The 15,272-nt window shown below is 72.0% G+C and carries 12 protein-coding genes; 6 read left to right on the forward strand and 6 right to left on the reverse strand.

Going from position 1 to position 15,272, the window contains the following annotated elements:
• Positions 1 to 12: 12 nt before the first annotated feature.
• The 4 genes from JIW86_RS14420 to JIW86_RS14435 form a co-directional block, all read right to left on the reverse strand.
• Positions 13 to 525, reverse strand: coding sequence for an ATP-binding protein (locus JIW86_RS14420; RefSeq protein WP_215140198.1), 513 nt, complete (start codon positions 523 to 525; stop codon positions 13 to 15).
• 257 nt (positions 526 to 782) lie between these two features.
• Positions 783 to 1,550, reverse strand: coding sequence for an enoyl-CoA hydratase/isomerase family protein (locus tag JIW86_RS14425; RefSeq protein ID WP_257554068.1), 768 nt, complete (start codon positions 1,548 to 1,550; stop codon positions 783 to 785).
• A gap of 86 nt (positions 1,551 to 1,636) precedes the next feature.
• Positions 1,637 to 2,881 carry a L,D-transpeptidase gene (locus JIW86_RS14430; protein WP_416237566.1) on the reverse strand — a complete coding sequence of 415 codons (1,245 nt, stop codon included), beginning with the start codon at positions 2,879 to 2,881 and terminating at the stop codon, positions 1,637 to 1,639.
• Between the two features lie 104 nt (positions 2,882 to 2,985).
• Complete coding sequence (locus JIW86_RS14435; RefSeq protein ID WP_257559322.1) at positions 2,986 to 4,206, reverse strand: L,D-transpeptidase; 1,221 nt, start codon at positions 4,204 to 4,206, stop codon at positions 2,986 to 2,988.
• A gap of 180 nt (positions 4,207 to 4,386) precedes the next feature.
• Between JIW86_RS14435 and glgX the strand changes: the two genes are divergently transcribed.
• Genes glgX through JIW86_RS14450 form a run of 3 tightly spaced genes read left to right on the forward strand, consistent with a single transcriptional unit; the run spans position 4,387 to position 8,720 of the window.
• On the forward strand, positions 4,387 to 6,705 hold the full coding sequence (gene glgX / locus JIW86_RS14440; protein ID WP_416237567.1) for a glycogen debranching protein GlgX: 2,319 nt from the start codon (positions 4,387 to 4,389) through the stop codon (positions 6,703 to 6,705).
• 59 nt (positions 6,706 to 6,764) lie between these two features.
• Complete coding sequence (locus tag JIW86_RS14445) at positions 6,765 to 7,964, forward strand: MFS transporter (RefSeq protein WP_257554069.1); 1,200 nt, start codon at positions 6,765 to 6,767, stop codon at positions 7,962 to 7,964.
• A 33-nt stretch (positions 7,965 to 7,997) separates the two neighbouring features.
• Positions 7,998 to 8,720: a CDP-alcohol phosphatidyltransferase family protein gene (locus JIW86_RS14450; RefSeq protein ID WP_257554070.1), complete on the forward strand. Its 723-nt coding sequence runs from the start codon at positions 7,998 to 8,000 to the stop codon at positions 8,718 to 8,720.
• On the opposite strand, the gene JIW86_RS14455 is transcribed toward JIW86_RS14450, so the two are convergent.
• Positions 8,701 to 9,189, reverse strand: coding sequence for an adenylyltransferase/cytidyltransferase family protein (locus tag JIW86_RS14455; RefSeq protein ID WP_215140205.1), 489 nt, complete (start codon positions 9,187 to 9,189; stop codon positions 8,701 to 8,703). The genes JIW86_RS14450 and JIW86_RS14455 overlap by 20 nt on opposite strands.
• Before the next feature lie 172 nt (positions 9,190 to 9,361).
• On the opposite strand from JIW86_RS14455, the gene JIW86_RS14460 reads away from it, so the two are divergent.
• From JIW86_RS14460 to JIW86_RS14470, 3 genes are read left to right on the forward strand one after another with little or no spacing between them, the layout of a single operon-like run.
• Positions 9,362 to 10,570, forward strand: coding sequence for a glycosyltransferase family 4 protein (locus tag JIW86_RS14460; protein WP_257559324.1), 1,209 nt, complete (start codon positions 9,362 to 9,364; stop codon positions 10,568 to 10,570).
• Positions 10,567 to 12,309, forward strand: coding sequence for a lipopolysaccharide biosynthesis protein (locus tag JIW86_RS14465; RefSeq protein ID WP_257554071.1), 1,743 nt, complete (start codon positions 10,567 to 10,569; stop codon positions 12,307 to 12,309). The genes JIW86_RS14460 and JIW86_RS14465 overlap by 4 nt, the downstream gene beginning before the upstream one ends.
• A complete protein-coding gene (locus JIW86_RS14470; protein ID WP_257554072.1) occupies positions 12,306 to 13,535 on the forward strand; it encodes a hypothetical protein in 1,230 nt (409 codons plus the stop codon). Before JIW86_RS14465 ends, JIW86_RS14470 begins: the two co-directional genes overlap by 4 nt.
• Before the next feature lie 216 nt (positions 13,536 to 13,751).
• Here the strand turns inward: JIW86_RS14470 and JIW86_RS14475 are convergent, their stop codons facing one another.
• Positions 13,752 to 15,263 (reverse strand): hypothetical protein, encoded by a 1,512-nt coding sequence (locus tag JIW86_RS14475; protein ID WP_257554073.1) that lies wholly within the window; start codon positions 15,261 to 15,263, stop codon positions 13,752 to 13,754.
• Positions 15,264 to 15,272: the final 9 nt, after the last annotated feature.

Here is a 15,272-nt window from a genome sequence, read left to right on the forward strand (position 1 = left end):
GACCAGGGGGCTTCAGGCGTTCTGGCGGTCGGCGACGCGCATCTCGAACCAGGTGATCTTTCCGCGCGGCAGCAGGTCGGCGCCCCAGCGGTCGGAGAGTTTGTCGACGAGGAAGAGCCCCCGCCCGGTGGTGTCCAGCTCGTGGACCGGCATCAGACAGGGCAGTCCGCGCGAGGGGTCGCGCACTTCCACCCGGATCCAGCCGCGCCGCCGCAGCATGCGTAAGCCGAAGGAGCGGGCCCCGGTGTGCCGGACCGCGTTGCCGACGAGTTCCGAGACCAGCAGGACGGCGTGCTCGGAGATCTGCGGCGAGAGTCCCCAGAGCCGTATCACCACGCACTGGGTGAGCCTGCGCGCGGTGCCGGCCGATTCCGGCATGGACGGCAGGATCACTTCCGCCTCAGCCGGGTTCCCGTACAACTCCAGTGCCTTGAGGCCCTGTTCATCCTCAATCGCCGCCGTGAGCCGTACGGCCGAAGCGCTGCTGCGCTGCCGCGGCTGTTCCACACCCTCCAGGCCCGCCATGCACCCATCATGGAGGGCCGACCTGCCCCTCCGGGCCGTTCCACGGGAAAAGCCCCTACGGAAGCATCGATTCCGCAGGGGCGTCCTGTCATATGCAAACGGCAAGCGGAGGCTATGTATACCCACTTTGACCAGGGGTGACGCACCGCTCAGAAGTGATCACCGTGAGTGGATCACCGATTGCGCTTAAGGCTCCCTTAAGGCCTGGCTAATCCACCCACAGGGAGGACCGGCCGCATCCGCTCAGCGGACCGGGTTCATACGAACTTCGCCTTGCCCGGGCCCTCTTCGACGAAACTGCGCATGCCGCGCTCGCGGTCCTCGGTGGCGAACAGGCCCGCGAACCAGTTGCGTTCGATGGTGAGCCCGGTGTCGATGTCGGCCTCCAGGCCCGCGTCCACGCACTCCTTGGCGGCGCGCAGCGCGATCGCCGGACCCTGGGCCAGCTTGGCGGCCCAGGCGTGCGCCTGCTCGTACACCTCGGCCGCGGGGACCACCCGGTCGACGAGGCCCAGCGCGAGCGCCTCGTCGGCCTTGACCATGCGCCCGGTGAAGATGAGGTCCTTGGCCTTGGACGGACCGATCAGCCGGGACAGCCGCTGGGTGCCGCCGGCGCCCGGGATCAGGCCGAGCAGGATCTCGGGCTGGCCGAGCTTCGCGTTGTCGGCGGCAATCCGGTAGTCGGCGCAGAGCGCGAGCTCGCAACCCCCGCCCAGCGCATAGCCGGTGACGGCCGCGACGACGGGCTTGGGGATGCGGGCCACGGCGGTGAAGGAGTCCTGCAGCGCGCGGGACCGGGCGATCATCGCCGCGTGGTCCATCGCCTGCATCTCCTTGATGTCCGCGCCCGCCGCGAACACCTTCTCGCCACCGTAGATGATCACCGCGCGGACGTCGTCCCGGTCGGTCGCCTCCACCGCGAGCTCGCGCAGCCGGTCCTGGGTGGCGATGTCCAGGGCGTTCATGGGCGGCCGGTCCAGGCGGATGGTGCCGACGCCTTCGGAGACTTCGAGAGAGATGGTCATACGGGGAAGGTTAGCGCCGGTTAACGGACGGTGGCCCGGTGCTGTGTGTCACAGCACCGGGCCACCTGGACTACGTCATGCGGGGCTTACTTGATCCACTCCGCCCAGTCCATGTTCCAGCCGTTGAGGCCGTTGTCCGGGGAGATCTGCTTGTCCTTGGAGTTCTTCACGATGACCACGTCGCCGATCAGGGACTCGTTGAAGAACCAGGCGGCGGGCTGGTTGCCGTCGCCGGCGCCGCGGACGTCCTTCAGGCCGACGCAGCCGTGGCTGACGTTCTCCGAGCCGAACGTGCCCGAAGAGGCCCAGTAGTTGCCGTGCACGAAGGTGCCCGAGTTCGACAGGCGCATCGCGTGCGGCACGTCGGAGATGTCGTACTCCCCGCCGAAGCCCACCGTCGCCCCGTTCATCCGCGTGACCTTGTACTTCTCGCTGATGACCATCTGCCCGTTGTACGTGGTCGTCGACGGGGCGCCCGCGGTGATCGGGATGTTCTTGAGCACCTGGCCGTCGCGGACGACCTCCATGGTGTGCTCGCTCGCGTCGACCGTGGAGACCTGGGAGCGGCCGACGGTGAAGGTGACCGTGCGGGTCTGCTTGCCGTAGACGCCCGGGCGGCCTTCGACTCCGTCGAGGGCGAGCTTCACGGTGACCTTCGTACCCGCGGCCCAGTACTTCTCGGGGCGGAAGTCGAGGCGGTCGTTGCCGAACCAGTGGCCCTCGACGGGCACCGCCGGCTCGGCCGTCACGGTGATGGCCTTCTCGACGGCCTCGGGGTTGGTGATGCCGCGGGTGAAGTTGATCGACACGGGCATGCCCACGCCGACGGTGGAGCCGTCCTCGGGCGTGTAGTGGCCGATGAAGGTGTTCGTCGGGGTCAGGGTGGTGAAGGTGGTGTCCTTGGCGGACTCCCGGCCGGCCTCGTCCTTGGCGACCGCGTGCACCTTGTACTCGGTGGCGGAGGCCAGGTGGCGGGACGGCTCCCAGCTCGCGCCGTCGTCGGCCAGCTTGCCCTCGACCGCGTTGCCCTTGGTGTCGGCGACGGTCACCGTGGTGAGCTTGCCGCCGGTGCTGGTTATCTTCAGGATGCCGCTGGTGGCGACCTCCTTGGCGCCGTCGTCCGGCTTGACGCTGACCACGGCCTTGGATGCCTCGGTGCCGTTCTTGGCACCGCCCCCGGCATTGTCGCCACCGCTGCCGCTGCCGTTGTTTCCGCCGCCGCCACCGCTGCACGCGGTGGTCAGCAGCAGGGCGGCCCCCAGCAGAAGGGCCGGCAGGCCGGTGCGGACGCGGCCGCGTATCGGCTGCAGGTTCACTCTTGTTCTCCCCATGTCCCCCGCGCGCGGGCAGTCGCGCGCTTATCGACAGGAAATCACATGGGGAGAACACGAAAAGCCACGGTCATGTCACCGTTCCGTCCCAAGTGGCGGGCCGGTCAGGCGATGGCGGAGCCGGCGACCCAGTCGGCCCAGGACATGTTCCAGCCGCCCAGGCCGTTGTTCGGGGCGACCGTCTTGTCCTGCGAGTTGAGGATCTCCACCACGTCCCCGACCAGGCTCCGGTCGAAGAACCAGCCGGCCGGGGTGTCCGAGCCGCCGCCCTTGTCGTCGCGCAGGCCCACGCACCCGTGGCTCACGTTGGCGGAGCCGAAGGTGTCGGGACTGGCCCAGTAGTTGCCGTGCAGGAAGGTCCCGGAGGAGGTGAGCCGCATGGCGTGCGGGACGTCGGGAATGTCGTACTCCCCGCCGAAGCCGACGGTCTGGCCGTTCATGCGGGTGACGTCGAAGAGCTCCATCACCACCATCTTCCCGTTGTAGGTGGTGGTCTTGGGCGCTCCCGCGGTGATGGGCAGGGTCTGCAGCAGCCGGCCGTCCCGGCGGATCTCCATGGTGTGCGCGGCCGCGTCCACGGTGGAGATCTGCGAGCGGCCGACGGTGAAGGTGATCGTCTTGGCCTGGATGCCGTAGGAGCCGGGCGCGCCCTCGATGTCGCGCAGGTTCATCTTCACCGTCACCTCTGTACCGGACTTCCAGTACTCCTTGGGCCGGAAGTCGAGCCGCTCCTTGCCGAACCAGTGGCCGACGATCTCCACCGGCGGGTTCGAGGTGACGGTGATGGCCCGCTCCACCTCGGCGCGTCGCGCGATGGCCCGGTTGAAGTTGAAGGAGACGATCATTCCGGTGCCGACGGTGGAGCGGTTCTCCGGCTTGAAGTAGCCGATGAACCGTTCCTCGGGAACGTAGGTGGTGAAGGTGGTGTGGCGGGCCTGGCGGCGGTCGTGCCCGTCGAGGGCGACGGCGTCCACGGTGTACTTGGCCGCGAGCGAGAGACGGGCGGCCTCCGGATCGGGGCTCCAGCTGAGCCCGTCCTCGGCGATCGCGCCGGGAACCTTCTCCTCCTGCGCGTCCTCCACCTTGGTCACCACGACCCGCTCCAGCCGGCCCTCGGGGACCGTGACGCTGAGGCGCCCGCCGGCGGGCACCCCCTTGGCATTGTCGTCGGGGGTGATGCGGATGGCCTCGTCCGGCGAGCGGGGTTTGCCGGGCAACTCGATCTCGACCGGGGAACGGCCGTCCTGGGTGCATCCGGCCAGGCCGCCGAGCAGGCCCGCCCATGCCGCCACGGCGGCCAAGCCCGCCCCTGCCCGCCTCGTCAGAAGTGTCACGATCCCTCCAACGACCGGGCCCCTCCGGGGGAAACGTGAGCGGCGCGCACGTTCCGGGCGGAACAGTCCGGGCAGAACAGTGTGAAGGACCAGACGGGGGCGGGCCCAGGCCGGGACGCCGGGGCCGCACCCCCCACCCCCGCAGGTACCCAGGAGCCGTGGAGGCGGGCAGTGTCGAGCGCAGCCGAGCAGGAAGAGGCGGTGGAAGCCGTCGGCAATGTGGTGGACGCCGCGAACGCGGTGGACACCGAGAGCGCGGTCCGGGGCGGCCGTACCGCGCCCGTGCCGGGCGGCCAGGTCAGGGGCCAGGTGTTACGGGCGTACGCGCGCCCGGGACCACCGGTGTGGCCCGGGTCCTCGCATCCCCTGGGGGCCCGGTTCCACCACGGTCCGGACGGGACGGCGGGCACCAACTTCGCGCTGTGGGCGCAGGGCGCGGAGGCGGTGGAGGTGTGCCTGTTCGAGGAGGGCGGGGCCGAGACCCGCTGCGCCCTGACGGAGCTCACGCACGAGATCTGGCACGGTTTCGTGCCCGGCGTACGCCCCGGGCAGCGGTACGGATTTAGGGTGCACGGGCGCTGGGACCCCTGGACCGGTGCCCGGTACAACCCGTCGAAGCTGCTCCTGGACCCGTACGCCCGGGCCGTGGACGGCGAGTTCGTCCTGCCGCCCGAGGTGTACGGGCACGTGCGGGACTGGCCGCAGCAGTACATCGCCGACACCGTGCGCGACGACCGCGACTCGGCGCCGTTCGTCCCCAAGGGGGTCGTGGTCCACGATGACGACGACTGGGCGGACGACGTCCGGCCGAAGACCCCCTGGGCCGATTCGGTGATCTACGAGCTGCACGTGCGCGGCTTCACGATGCGGCATCCGGGGGTCCCCGAGGAACTGCGCGGCACGTACGCGGGCCTCGCCCATCCGGCGGCGGTCGAGCACCTGGTGAAGCTGGGCGTGACGGCGGTCGAGCTGCTGCCGGTGCACCAGTTCGCGCACGAGGACCACCTGCTGCGCCGGGGGCTGCGCAACTACTGGGGCTACAACTCGGTCGGCTACTTCGCCCCGCACGCCGGCTACTCGTCGAGCGGTACGACGGGCCAGCAGGTCGGGGAGTTCAAGCGGATGGTGCGGGCCCTGCACGCGGCGGGGATCGAGGTCATCCTCGACGTGGTCTACAACCACACGGCGGAGGCGGGCGAGCTCGGACCGACGCTGTCCCTGCGCGGGATCGACAACCGGGGCTACTACCGGCTCCAGTCCGACCAGCGCCGGTACGCCGACTACACGGGCTGCGGGAACACCCTGCACGCGGGGCGCCCGCACGTACTGCGCCTGATCACGGACTCGCTGCGGTACTGGGTGACGGAGATGGGGGTGGACGGCTTCCGCTTCGACCTGGCGGCGGCGCTGGCCCGCTCGATGCACGACGTGGACATGCTGTCGCCGTTCCTGGCGGTGATCGCCCAGGACCCGGTGCTGCGGCGGGTCAAGCTGATCGCGGAGCCCTGGGACGTGGGCTCGGGCGGCTACCAGGTGGGCGCCTTCCCGCCGCTGTGGACGGAGTGGAACGACCGCTACCGGGATGCCGTGCGGGACTTCTGGCGGGGCGCGCTGCCCGACGTACGGGACCTCGGGTACCGGCTGTCGGGATCGAGCGACCTCTACGCGTGGGGCGGGCGGCGGCCGTACGCCTCGGTGAACTTCGTGACGGCGCACGACGGGTTCACCCTGAGGGACCTGGTGTCCTACGAGCGCAAGCACAACGAGGCGAACGGGGAGGCGGGCCGGGACGGGACGAACGACAACCGGTCGTGGAACTGCGGGGCGGAGGGCGATCCGCCCGAGGGCACGGATGCCCGGATCGCCGCGCTGCGCCGCCGGCAGCTGCGCAACCTCCTCACCACCCTGCTGCTGTCGACGGGGGTGCCGATGCTCGTCGCGGGGGACGAGTTCGGGCGCACCCAGGGCGGCAACAACAACGCGTACTGCCAGGACAACGAGACGGGGTGGGTGGACTGGTCGCTGCTGGAGGATCCGGCGTGGCGGGAGCTGTTCGCGCTGACCGCGCGGCTGATCTCGCTGCGCCAGGCCCATCCGGTGCTGCGGCGGCGGGCGTTCTTCTCCGGGCGGCCGCAGGGGGTGGACGGGCTGCGGGACCTGGCCTGGTTCACCCCGGCGGGTGCGGAGATGACGGAGCGGGACTGGTACGCACCGGCGGCGGCGCTGGGGATGTACCTGTCGGGGCGGGACATCCCGGGCCGTGACGAGCGGGGCCGGCAGGTGACGGACGACAGTTTCCTGGCCCTGCTGCACACCGGGGACCGGCCGGTGCCGTGGGTACTGCCGGGGGCGCCGTGGGCCGAGGGCTACGAACTCGTCCTGGACACCTCGCGCGAGACCCAGGCCGAGGCTCCGCTCACCCGCCACCGCGGCGGCGAGACCCTGACGGTCCCGGCCCGCTCGGTCCTGCTGCTGAGGGTGGTCGGTTAGGTCGTGTCCGTCTCGACCCGCGGGGGGGCGAGGCGGTGCAGGGTCATAACCTCCCTGTCATGACCCCGACCATCTGGCGGCTGCTGGCCGGCCGTACCTCCGCCGCCTTCGCCAGCGCCCTCATCCCCACCACCCTGACGCTGGCGCTCGTCCGCAACGGCTCCGCCGGGGACCTCGGCCTCGTGCTCGCCTGCGAGTTGCTGCCGATGCTGCTCCTGCTGCCCGTCGCGGGGGTGGCCGCCGACCGGTTCCCCGCCCGGCGGGTGGTCCTCGTGGCCGATCTCGTACGGGCGGCCGCCCAGCTGGCGACCGGAGTCGTGCTCATGGCCGGTCCCGCGGACGTCCCCCGGCTGGCCGTGCTCGCGGCCGTGACCGGGGCCGCCGTGGCCTTCGGCACTCCCTCCGCACGCACACTCGTCGCCGCCGTGGTCCCCGAAGACGGGCGGCTGCGCGTCAACACCCGGCTCGGGGTGGCCACCGGGCTCGCGCAGATCGCGGCACCGGCGGCCGCCGGGGTGCTGATGCTGGCCATCGGAGCCGGCTGGTCCTCCCTGCTCACCGCCGCGCTCTTCCTGCTCTCCGCGCTGACCCTCGGCGGCCTGCCGGTGGCCCCGGTCCCGCGCAGCACGCCGCGCGCCGCCTTCACCGCCGAACTGCGCGGGGGCTGGGCCGAGACCCGGCGCCACCCGTGGTTCCTCGCCAATGTGCTGGCCCACGGGGTCTGGCACCTGGCGGCCGGACTGCTGCTCACCCTCGGTCCGCTGATCGCCGTGGAGAGCCTGGGCGGTGAGACCTCCTGGGTGGTCATCGCCCAGGTCGGCACGGTCGGGATGCTGGTCGGCGTCTGGGCGGCCGGGCGGCTGCCGGTCCATCGCCCGCTGTACGCAGTGGCCTTCGGGGCCGCCGCCCAGGCGCTGCCGCTCACCGCCTTCGGGCTGCGGCTGCCGCTTCCGGTGACCGCGGCCGCGTTCTGCTGCGCCATGTTCGGACTGGGGGTGCTGAGCCCGCTGTGGGAGACGGAGATGCAGCGCCGCATCCCGCTGGAGGCCCTGGGCCGGGTCGGGTCCTTCGACACCCTGATCTCCTTCGCCGCGCGCCCGCTGGGTCTGGCGGCGGCCGCCCCGCTCGCCGCCGTCACCGGGACCGCGGTCCCGCTGCTGGCCGCCGCTGCTCTGACCGCCGCCGCGAATCTGTCCGTACTCCTGCTTCCGGACGTACGCAAACGCCCGGAACCGGAACCCACTTTCGCCCTGCGATGATGTGTTCGACATCGTCACTGAGGGGGTCCGTGCATGGGGAGAGTCGGAGTCGCGCTGCGGGAGCTGCGCGGGGCGCAGAAGCCGGCGAAGGGTGTGTCGCTCTACTCGCGGTTCGTGAACCGGCCGATCGGGCGCTACCTGGCCGCCGGGTCGTACGCGCTCGGGCTCACCCCGAATCAGGTGACGCTGATCAGCGCCGCCTTCAGCTTCGCCGCCGCGGCCGCGGTCGCGCTGGCCGCGCCCTCCTGGGGGCTGGGGATCGCCGTGTGGGCCGCGCTCGCCGTGGGGTTCGCCTTCGACTCCGCCGACGGCCAGCTGGCCCGGCTGCGCGGGAGCGGCAGCGCCGCGGGCGAGTGGCTCGACCACGTCGTGGACTGCGCCAAGCTGACCGCCCTGCACTCCTGCGTGCTGATCGCCTTCTACCGGTTCCCCGATGCCTACGGGACGGGCTCGGACGGCTGGCTGCTGGTGCCGCTGGGCTTCCAGTTCGCCGCGGTCGTGACCTTCTTCGGCGGGCTGCTGACCGAGAAGCTCAAGCCCCGGCCGGCTCCGGGGAGCCCCGCCGCCGCGCCGTCGACCGTACGCGCGGTGGCGTTGCTGCCCGTGGACTACGGGGTGTTCTGCCTGGTGTTCCTGCTGCTCGGCGGCGGACAGCTGTTCCCTTACGCGTACGCGGCCTTCGGGGCGGTCGCCGGGCTGTTCCTGGCGGCGTTCCTCGTGAAGTGGTTCCGGGAGCTCAGCGCCGTTCCGCGGTGAACGGCTCCGCCACCGAGAGGGGTTCGGCGAGCGCGTCCAGCGCCCGGCGCAGCTGGGTGCTGGAGGTGTGCACGGTGTAGGGGAAGTAGACGACGTCGACGCCGTGGGCGGCGAAGTCCTTCTCCAGCTTGTCGCCCTTGGGGGTGCCCCGCCAGTCGTCGCCCTTGAAGATGACGTCGAAGCGGACCTGCTTCCAGGTCTCCACCTTGTCCGGGACCGTCTCGACGAAGGCGGCGTCCACGTACTTCACGCTGCGGACGATCTCCAGCCGCTCGACCAGCGGGATCATCGGGCGGCGCCCCTTGGCGAGTTCGGCCATCTCGTCGGAGACGACTCCGGCCACCAGGTAGTCGCACTGACTGCGGGCGTGCCGAAGGATATTGAGATGTCCGATATGGAACAGATCGTACGCGCCCGGCGCATAGCCGACTCGGTACGGCCTGCGCGCGGGCGCGCCACGTTCGGACATATCCCGCTCCGTCATCTGTTACCCCCCAGAGGCCACACCCCCCGGTGTGGCGGATTAGCAGACAATAGCGTGCACGTTCCGCAGCATGCGGGTGAACGAATAGGGTGACGTGCGCATCATCCAGGGGAGAAGGGGACGCTCAGTGTCCAGATCCGGTCACCGGCGCCTGCTGCTGGTCTCCACCAACTACGCACCCGAGCACGCGGGAATCGGGCCCTACGCCACCCAGATCGCGGAGCACTGGGCGGAGGATCTCGGCCACGAGACCCATGTCCTCGCGGGGATGCCGCACTACCCGGCGTGGTCGCTCGAACCGGAGTACAAGGGGGCGCTCCGGCGCACGGAACGGCGCGCGGGCGTCATCGTGCACCGGCGTGCGCACACCGTGCCGCAGCGTCAGACCGCCGTGAAGCGGGCCCTTTTTGAAGGATCGATTCTGCTGCACGGTGCCGCGGCCCCGCCCCGGATGCCGAAGCCGGACGCGGTCCTGGCCCAGATGCCCAGCCTGGCTGGCGGGGTGCTGGCCGCCCGGCTCGCGGCGCGGTGGAAGGTCCCGTACGTCCCGGTCGTCCAGGACCTGATGGGCGCCGCCGCCGCACAGAGCGGGATCAGCGGCGGCGACAAGGCGGCCGCGATCGCGGGCCGCGCCGAGGCGTACGCCCTCAAGCGGGCCACCCTCGTCGGCGTCATCCACGAGACCTTCGTCGACCGGGTCGTCGGCATGGGCGTGGACCCGGCGAAGATCCGTCTCGTCCCCAACTGGTCCCACGTGGCCGTACCCACCAAGCCGCGCGGCGAGACCCGCCGCCACCTCGGCTGGGCCCCGGACCAGACGGTCGTCCTGCACTCCGGGAACATGGGCCTCAAGCAGGGCCTCGAGGTCCTCGTGGCCGCCGCCCGGCTGGACCCGAGCGTCCGTTTCGTCCTGATGGGTGACGGCAGCCAGCGCTCGGCGCTCACCGAACTGTCCGCCGACGTACCGAATCTGGACATCATCCCCCCTGCCGCTGACGGCGAGTTCCCGGATATCCTCGCCGCGGCGGACGTACTCGCGGTCACGCAGCACGCCGCCGTCATGGACATGAGCGTTCCGTCGAAGCTCACCTCCTACTTCCAGGCCGGCCGGCCCGTCGTCGCCTCCGTGGCCGCGGAGGGCGGGACCGCCCAGGAGGTGGAGCGCTCGGGTGCAGGGGTGCTCGTACAGCCCGAGGACCCCGAAGCCCTGCTGAAGGCCGTACGGGTCCTGGCCGAGGACCCCGAGGGCGCGGACGCACTGGGAACGGCCGGACCCCGCCACGTGGCGGCCCACCTGAGCCGCGAAGCGGGCCTGGCCCGCATCGACGCACTGATAGACGAAGCACTTGGGGGTCCCCGGCCGTGATCGAGACGAACCGCCCGGCAACAGCACCGGCCGAGGACGAACCCGATCTACTCCGGGACCAGTTCCGGCAGCTCCTGCGCTACCGCCGGCTCCTCGGCGCGGGCATCGGGATCGGTCTGCTCGGCGGCGTCTACCTCGGCATCTCCACGGCCGACACCTACGTCGCGACCGCCGACGTGGTGCTGCGCGCACCCACCGACGACCCCTTCAACCCGAGCCTCGCCCCCGACAAGGCGATCAACATCGGCTCGGAGCGCCAGGTCGCGCTCAGCTCCTCCATAGCCAACGAGGCCGCGAAGAAGCTGGGCGTCTCCGCCTCCGGCTTCGCGGCCCTGCGCAGCGGGCTCCAGGTGACCAACCCGCCGCAGACGATGGTGCTCCGCTTCACCTACACCGCGTCCTCCCCCAAGGAGGCCGCCAAGCGCGCCAACGCGATGACCGAGGCGTACCTGCTCAAGCGGCAGGAGTCCCTCGACGCCACCCGCGACAAGATGGTCAAGGGCTACAAGGAGCAGCGCGACCCGATCGCCAAGCAGCTCGACGAGCTCTCCAAGGAGATCGCGCGGATGCCCGCCGGCGCGGGGCGCGACGCGGCCAGCTCCTCCAAGACCGACCTGCAGAGCGAGGTCGGCGGGTACAACACCAAGATCACCAAGCTCGAAGCCCTCGACATGACCCCGGGCCGGGTCACCAGCGCCGCGACGGCGCCCCCCGCAGCCGACGGCCCCGGCATCCTGATGTCCCTCGCGCTCGGCGCCGCCGTGGGCCTCGCCCTCGGCCTGCTCGCCGCCTGGGTCCGGCTCGTCTTCGACCCGGCACCCCGCTCCGAGGGCGACGTGGCACGGGCCCTGCGCGCACCCGTACTCGGCTACCTGCCCCGGGACCGGACGGGCGGCGGGCCGCTGCTCGCCGCCGGCGAGGCCGATCCGCGGCTCGCCGAGGAGTACCGCTCGGTGGCCTTCCGGCTCGCCTACGACTCCCGCTTCGCCGACCGGCGCCGGCTGCTCGTCGTCGCCCCGCGCGGCAGCAGCGAGACCGCCGCCGCGGTGGCCGTGAACCTCGCCGCCTCCTTCGCCGAGACCGGCAAGGACGTCCTGCTCATCGAGGCCGACCTGCGCACCCCGGTACTGGCCAGCCAGTTGCCGACGGACGCCGGCGGCCGGCCGCGCTGGAGTCAGACCCCGGGCAGCCCGAAGGGCGGCGGACGGCACTCCGACTCCGAGTGGCCCGACGGACGCCAGCTCGTCGTGGACGCCGGCGAGTCCGGCTCCTTCGACCTGATCCCCGGCGAGCGGGCGCGCAACGTGCCGCGCGCGCTGACCTCCCCCCGCGCCACCCGGCTGATCTCCGAGGCCGACTCCCCCAACGCGACCGTCGTCGTGCTCGCGCCGCCCGTGCTCTCGTACGCCGACGCCCTCGCCCTCGTCGACCGCGTCGACGGCGTCCTCGTCGTCTGCAACCCGCGCGGCGTCCACCGCACCGACCTGACCCGGATCCGCGAACTGATCAGCGGCGCCGGGGGTACGGTGCTCGGCGCGGTGCTGCACGCCCCGCTGCCCGGCGAGAAGCGCGGCCCGGGCAAGGGCAAGGGGACCGCGCAGTCGCCCGCGCCCGCCCCCGCTCCTTCGGCGGCCGCGCCGCAGCCGCTCACGCGCGAGATGGCCGAGCCGGAGCAGCACATCCCAGGTGACGGCACCGACACGGTCGCGCTGCGCACCGTCCGCATAGGCCGGAGATGAGCCGGCGCGGACTCGCCGCCGTCTCCTCGGTCCTGGACCAGGCCGCCTCCAGCGCCACCAACATCCTGGTGCTGGTGCTGGCCGCCCGGCTGTCGTCGGCGTCCGGATTCGCCGACTTCTCGATGGTGTACGTGACCTTCAGCGTGCTCCTCGGGCTGAGCATGGCCTACGTCGGACAGACCGTCGTGCTGGAGAAGGCCGAGGAGCGGCTGGGCTCGGTGTGCCGGTCGGCCGTGGGCTTCACGGGGGCCGCCTCGGGCGCCGTGGGCGCGGTGCTCGCCGTGGTGGGCCTGGCGCTTCCCGGGACGACCGGGCCGGCCTTCCTCGCGCTGGGCCTCGTACTGCCGTTGGTGCTCGTGCAGGACGGGCTGCGGTACTGCTTCTCCGCGCTGCGCGCCCCCGAGCGGGCGCTGGCCGCCGACGCGTTGCGGCTGGTGTGCGTGGTCGCGGCGCTGGCCGTGCAGCCCTCCGGGGCTTCGGCGGGGCGGCTGGTGCTGGTGTGGGGCCTGTCCGCGCTGCCTGCGCTGGGGCTGGGGCTGTGGCTCCTGCGGCCGTACGTGCGCGGGGCGCGGGCGGATCTGCGGCCGTACGTGCGGCGGGGGCACCTGGGGCAGCGGTTCGTGGTCGAGTTCGCGGTGGGCAACGGCTCCAGCCAGCTCGCCGTACTGGGCCTCGGCGTCTTCGCGACGCCGCTGGCCGTGGGTGCGCTGCGGGGTGCGAGCACGCTCTTCGGGCCGCTGAACGTGCTGTTCAACTCGGCGAACTCCTTCGGGCCGCCGGTGCTGTCGCGGCTCGGCGGCAAGCGGGCCACGGTCCGGGCGACGGTGGCGCTGGGCGGGGTGCTGGCGGTGGTCGGCGCGGGGTGGGCGACGGCCCTGTACCTGTTCCCGGACCGGCTGGGCCGGGAGCTGCTGGGCGACACGTGGGCGTCGGCCGCCGCGCTGCTGCCGGCGACGGGGGCCCAGTACGCGGTGATGGGCCTGGGCACCTGTGCGCTGCTGACGCTGCGCGTCCTGGCCCCGAAGGCCACGCTGTCCTTGCAGGTGGCCTTCTCGATGCTGTCGGTGGTGTTCCTGCTCGCCGGGTACGCGGTGTGGGGCCCCCTCGGCGCGGCCTGGGGCCTGGCGGCGGGCTCGGCCCTCAAGGCCCTGGCCGCCTGGCTTCGGGTCGCCCGCCTGCCGGTTGCCGCTCCGCGGGACGACGAGCCCGCGCCGGTCTCGGCCTGACCCGCTGCGCGGGGCGATCCCCCCACCCCGCCCCTTCCCGAAACCGGGCTCTGCCCGGCCTGGCTGGCGCCGCCTGCCGAGCGCGGCTGGATTGCGCGAAGCGCAATTTCAGCCTCGCCGGCGTTTGAGGCGCGGGGTCTGGGGCGGAGCCCCGGCAACGGCGGCGCGCACGGGCGCGGACAGGACCCCGGCGGAGCCCCAGCAACGGCGCCGCGCCTAGCGGAGGGTCGTGGAGCGGTCCTGGCGGTGGGTGGCGATCAGGGCCAGGCAGAGGGCCGCGATCGCGACGCGGCCCGACGCCTGGAGGAGCGGTCCGCGCAGCAGGATGAAGGAGTAGCCCGCGACCAGCGGGACCACCACCGAGATCAGACTCCCCGGCGGCGCCCGCCGGGTGGCGCGCTTCGCATAGCGCCGGTCCACCCGCGCGGAGGCGTACCCCATCGCCAACAGGCCGCCCCCCATGCCCAGCGGCCCGAAGTCCAGCCACAGCTCCGCCCAGATCGGCGAGGAGAGGTTGGTGTTGACCGTGCCCATCCACTGGCCGACCATCACGCCCGTGTCCCGCGGCTTCCCCGGCCACACCGACCTCGGCACCGCGAACAGGATCGATCCGGCCAGCTGGCGCCCGTAGAAGTGGCCGGGCCCGGACTCCGAGTAGGTGATGGTGTTCGCGAACATGCCGATCTGGTCGTAGTCCTTGAGGGCCATCGGCTCCAGGAAGGACGTGGTCTCCACCGGCTTGTAGTTCTTCTCGTCGTACCGGAAGCGGTCCGCGAACGGGAAGACGAGGAGGGCGATGACCACGGCCATCGACAGGGCCACCCGGTACATCGCCGCGCTGACCGGGAAGACGGTGAACAGCAGCGCGAACATGACCGTGAGGAACCAGTAGCGCGGGTTCGAGATCGGGTTGTTGACCACCAGGTTCAGCAGGGCGAGCGCCGACCAGGTGACGATGATCGAGACCTTGCGGCGGGCGAACTTCGAGGTGACCAGCCAGCGCGTGTACAGCAGCAGCGAGAGCAGCGCCGGCACGGTGCCGAAGCCGCGCAGCAGGGCCTGTCCGGCCTGGCCGTCGCCGTTGGAGACGCCCGCCTCCTCGATGCCCGCGATGATCTCCTGGCGGCTGGAGAAGAACACCGCCGGGCCGCCGAGCTTCATCACGAAGGCCGCGCTGCACAGGAAGGAGAGGACGGTCAGCAGTTGGAGCCGGCGCCGGTGCGTCATGACCGGCCGCGACTGCCTCTGGGAGCCGCCCGCGCGGCCGGTCGGCCGGTGGCGGGCGAGCAGGACGCCCACGTCGAAGGCGGTGCAGCCGAGCAGCACCAGCCCGATGGCGGCGGTGAGGTCGGAGCGGGGGCCGACGACTGGGGTCGGGACCTGGCCGAGGACGGCCTGGGCGAGCGGGGCCACGCCCATGGCCATGTAGACGAAGAGCCAGAAGGAGCCCTGGAGCAGCTTGCGGCGGCTGGTGAGCACCATCGCGGAGAGGCGGGCGCCCGCGTACATGGTGAGCAGCAGCTGGAGCCAGAAGGCCGCGTCGCGCTGGCCCGCGCCGGTCTGGACGGCGACGAACAGCGGCAGGAAGACGGCGAAGCCGAGGGCGAGCGGGACGGACAGCGCGCGGGAGAGCAGGGTGCGCGGGGTGGTGACCTTGCCCCAGAGCGACTCGTCCTCGAAGGGGGACGGCGCGGGCGTGACGGGCGGCTTGCGTATGTCCGTTGCCACTGCCGCCCC

The organism is Streptomyces sp. NBC_00162, from assembly GCF_024611995.1.
Lineage (GTDB): Bacteria > Actinomycetota > Actinomycetes > Streptomycetales > Streptomycetaceae > Streptomyces.